Source organism: Kocuria tytonicola, from assembly GCF_003687455.1.
Lineage (GTDB): Bacteria > Actinomycetota > Actinomycetes > Actinomycetales > Micrococcaceae > Kocuria > Kocuria tytonicola.
The window spans coordinates 1-4,079 of sequence record NZ_PHOA01000146.1 but is presented as its reverse complement, the minus strand read 5'-3'; the positions used below and the strand labels follow the sequence as shown (position 1 = coordinate 4,079).

General features: G+C 72.7%; 3 protein-coding genes and 2 pseudogenes. 2 read left to right on the top strand and 3 right to left on the bottom strand.

Annotation, left to right across the window (positions count from 1 at the left end; all coding sequences use genetic code 11):
* Positions 1-343: 343 nt before the first annotated feature.
* Complete coding sequence (purE, locus tag CWC38_RS12625) at positions 344-847, bottom strand: 5-(carboxyamino)imidazole ribonucleotide mutase (RefSeq protein WP_338067546.1); 504 nt, start codon at positions 845-847, stop codon at positions 344-346.
* A 96-nt stretch (positions 848-943) separates the two neighbouring features.
* Positions 944-2,062, bottom strand: a pseudogene (locus CWC38_RS11160) (5-(carboxyamino)imidazole ribonucleotide synthase); the annotation flags it as partial.
* 232 nt (positions 2,063-2,294) lie between these two features.
* Between CWC38_RS11160 and CWC38_RS11155 the strand changes: the two are divergent.
* On the top strand, positions 2,295-2,885 hold the full coding sequence (locus CWC38_RS11155) for a GtrA family protein (RefSeq protein WP_240625238.1): 591 nt from the start codon (positions 2,295-2,297) through the stop codon (positions 2,883-2,885).
* 60 nt (positions 2,886-2,945) lie between these two features.
* Here the strand turns inward: CWC38_RS11155 and CWC38_RS11150 are convergent, their stop codons facing one another.
* Positions 2,946-3,650: a TIGR03089 family protein gene (locus tag CWC38_RS11150; protein WP_121846793.1), complete on the bottom strand. Its 705-nt coding sequence runs from the start codon at positions 3,648-3,650 to the stop codon at positions 2,946-2,948.
* A gap of 234 nt (positions 3,651-3,884) precedes the next feature.
* Between CWC38_RS11150 and CWC38_RS11145 the strand changes: the two are divergent.
* A pseudogene (locus CWC38_RS11145) lies at positions 3,885-4,079 on the top strand (WhiB family transcriptional regulator); the annotation flags it as partial.

Below are 4,079 nucleotides of genomic sequence, written 5' to 3'. Positions count from 1 at the left end.
CTCCGTGCGGCAGGGGAAGTCGGTGCTGCGGTGGGTGCTCGGCGGCGCTCCCACCGGGTCGGTCTCCGGCGGCTGGGGGCGGAACCCGACCCGTACATTGTGCCCCCTCCGGCCCGGGACCCCCTGAAAGCGGGTCGCTCGGGCAGGTCGACGGGGGCGGGCAGCACCCGGGAGCTCGTCGGGGCAGCGCCGTGCCGGGGGGGCGTTCTCAACGGCGTGGCGGCCCCAGCAGGTGCGGACGCCGCCCGGGCAAAACGGGCGCGGGCGGAACGGCACCGTCGGTCTGTCCGGAGTGGACAGCTCGCAGGTCGCGGGCGCTCCCACCGCCCGGGTCGGGGGGCGCTCAGTCCTGGGCGGTGGCCCCGTGCTCCACGGTCTTGCGCAGGCTGGAGCCCTTGCGGTGTGCCGCCTCGGACAGCTCCGCGGCGAAGCCCTGCAGGCGCTCCCGCAGCTCGCGTGCCGAGGTGCCCGGTGCGGAACCGAGCACACGGGCGGCCAGCAGGCCGGCGTTGCGCGCACCGTTGATCGACACCGTGGCCACGGGGACACCCGCGGGCATCTGCACGATCGAGAGCAGGGAGTCCATTCCGTCCAGGGTCTGCAGCGCCACGGGCACGCCGATCACCGGCAGAGGCGTCACGGAGGCCAGCATTCCCGGAAGGTGTGCGGCACCCCCGGCGCCGGCGATCACCACGCGCAGCCCCCGCTCGTGCGCGGTGCGGCCGTACTCCAGCATCTCGGCGGGCATCCGGTGGGCGGAGACCACGTCCGCCTCGTACGGGATCCCGAGCTCCTCCAGGGCCTCGGCGGCGGCACGCATGGTGGCCCAGTCGGAGTCCGAGCCCATCACGAGGCCCACGAGCGGGGACTCACTCTGGTGGTACGGCACGGCGCCCCACGGTGCGTCCGTCCGGCGGTCGTTGAGCGGCAGGTCGCGGTCCTCACCGTCGCGCAGGATGCCCGCGGCGCGTGTGGCGATCCGACGCAGCCGCTGCACCTCGTCCGCGCCGCCCACCGCGTTCACGTGGCCGATCTTGCGTCCGGGGCGCACGGACTTGCCGTACGTGTGGATCTTCGCGCGCGGTTCGGCCGCCATGGCCTGCGGATACGCCGTGAACAGGTCCCCGTTCTCCCCGCCCAGCACGTTCTTCATGACCGCTGCACCGGCGAGGACGTCGGTGTCCCCCAGGGGCCAGTCCAGCACCGCGCGCAGGTGCTGCTCGAACTGACCGGTCACGGCGCCGTCCATGCTCCAGTGCCCGGAGTTGTGGGGGCGCATGGCCAGCTCGTTGACCGCGAAACCCTCCTCGGTCCCGGGGACCTCGAACAGTTCCACGGCCATCACACCCGTGACGCCCAGTTCCTGGGCCAGGCGGACCGCGGCCCCGCGCGCGGCGCGCTCCACCTGCGGATCCAGGTCCGGGGCGGGGGCGATCACCTCGTCGCACACGCCGTCCACCTGGATGGACTCCACCACGGGCCACGCCGCAGTCTCACCGGAGGGGCGGCGGGCCACCATGGCGGAGAGCTCCCGGCGGAAGGACACGGCCTCCTCCGCGAGCAGGCCCCGGTCCGTTCCGGCGGCCGCGCGCTCGAACCACTGAGCGGCGGGTCCGCGTCCGGCATCCCCGGGTCCCTCGAGCTTCAGCACGCCCTTGCCGTCGTAGCCGCCCCGCGGCGTCTTCAGGACCACGGGCCAGCCCACGCGCTCGCCGAACGCCACCAGCTCCTCGGGGGAGTGCACCTCGGCCCAGCGCGGGTTGGGCAGCCCCAGGGCCTCGACGGCGCGCCGCATCACGAGCTTGTCCTGCGCGTGCTCGAGGGCTGCGGGGCCGGGACGCACCGCCACACCGTGGGCCTCGAGGGCTTGCAGGTGCTCGGTGGGCACGTGCTCGTGGTCGAAGGTGAGGACGTCCACGTCCGCGGCGAAGCGCTGCAGCGTGGCCAGGTCCGTGTAGTCGCCGGTGGGTGCCGTGGCCACGGCGGCCACCGCGCTGACGTCCGGGCTCTCGGCCAGGACCCGCAGCTCCACGCCGAGTGCGGTGGCGGCGGGGGCCATCATGCGGGCCAGCTGGCCGCCGCCCACCACGCCGATGACAGGACCGGTCACAGGAGAGTTCACCGCCCCAGGCTATCGTCACAGCGGACGCCCAGTCACGTGGGAGTACGATGCTCTGCAGCACGAGCCGTGCTTCGCGCGGGAAGCCGCCGTTGCCCGGTCCGCCCGTCACCGTGGACGCGCCGACGACCGCGGCCCCGGGCCCTCAACCGATCAGCAGATGGAGACCGATTCCTTGAACACCCTGGTTGATCGCGCACACGCCCTGTGGGAGCTGTTCGTCAAGGAGCTCACCAAGTTCGGGCTCGTGGGAGCGGCCGCGTTCGGCATCAACGCCTCCATCGTGTGGCTGCTCATGCACACCCCATACTTCGCGGACAGCCACATCAAGGCCAAGGTCGTGGCGACCGTGGTGGCCATCGTCTTCTCGTGGATCGCCAACCGGATGTGGACCTTCCGGGACAAGCGCCAGGACGACAAGAAGAAGGAGCTCGTCCAGTTCCTCGTGGCCAACGGCATCGGGATGGCCATCGAGCTCGGGTGCCTCGGGGTGAGCTACTACATCCTGGGGCTGACCTCCGCCACGGCCTCGTTCATCTCCGGCACGATCATCGGCACCATCCTGGGCACCGTGTTCCGCTACTTCGCGTACCGCTTCTGGGTGTTCAGGACCGAGCTGGATCAGGACCCGGAGTTCGCGGACAGCCCGGACGAGGAGTTCGCCTTCGTCACCGGCCAGATGCCGGTGGTGCACGCGCGCGACGAGAACCCCGAGCGCCGCGCGCCCCGCGGCACGGACGACGACGACGTCCGCCGCGCTTCCTGAGGATCCGCCCCGAGCAGGCGCCATCCCCCGCGGTGCCAGATGTCCGGCCGCTGCGTGGAGCTAGGCGTCCGCCTGTTCCTGGGCCAGCACCTCGGGCGTGGCGTCCTCGGGCCGCGCGGTGAGCAGCACCGCACCACCCCCCGCCACGGTTCCCAGCAGACGCAGCAGCTCGGCGTCACCCCAGCCCTCGGTGAGAGGGAGGTGGACGGTGCGCGCACCGGAGCCCTGCGCGGCGTCGACCGCGGCGTCCAGGAGGGTTCCGTGGGCAACGCCCGAGGCCAGCGCGCCCTCGGTGGGATCGGGGGACTCGAAGCCCGAGTACACGTCCGGCATCCCGCGGGCCTCGTCGCAGAAGTCCACCGCGCCGTCCGGCAGGGGGCCGGCGCACGCGAACGCGAGGGCCGGTTCGGCGACCACCAGCAGGAGCTGCGCGGCGGCGTCGTCGTCCGGGGCGGTCTCCAGCTGGGCGTGCACCACGGAATCGGGCTCGGGGTGGTGCGTGAACTCCACGCGGGCGCCCGCCCGCAGTGCCGCGAGGGCAATGACCACGAGGCGCCAGTGCGGGACGGGGGACACGGTCACCAGGTCCGAGGCGGTGACGTCCAGCTCGTCCACGAGCAGACCCGCGGCCTTCTCCACCCAGTTCACCAGGACGCGTCCGGAGAGCTCCACGCGCTCCGGGCCGTCGCGCCAGACCAGCGCCGGGGTGGGGCGCCGGGCGATGGTCCCCAGGGCCTGGGCAAGGTCTCTCGGTGTGCGTCCCACGCGGAAACTCCTTAGGGTAAGTGACCGAACCCCGGAGTCACGGGCGGCACGCCGGTGACGCCGGGAAGCCCAGGATACTCGGCTTGACTCCCACGGACTTACACGCGTGTAATTAGGGAGTCCACCCGGCCCATGGAGTGTGAGCCCTCTCGCGGCGCGCGCGTTCCCGGACCGGGACAACCGGGCTGGTTGAGGGCACCGAGACGACAGCACGCGTGGGACGGAAGGACTGACATGGGAGAGGCCGCACGCCGCCGGATCGACGGTCGCGAGGACTCGGAGCCCGACTCGACCGGGGGAGTCGTCCCCGTCGACTGGTTCGTGGATCCCGTGGACCAGGCCCGCGGCGCCTCCGGCGTCACCACCCTCGACGACCTCGCCTCCGCCTTCCTCGCTGCCCACCCCGAGGTTGCCGGGGACGTGCTCCTG

Excerpts from the sequence above, each read along its gene's own strand:
- purE (WP_338067546.1), bottom strand. The coding sequence starts at position 847 with ATGGGCTCGGACTCCGACTGGGCCACCATGCGTGCCGCCGCCGAGGCC.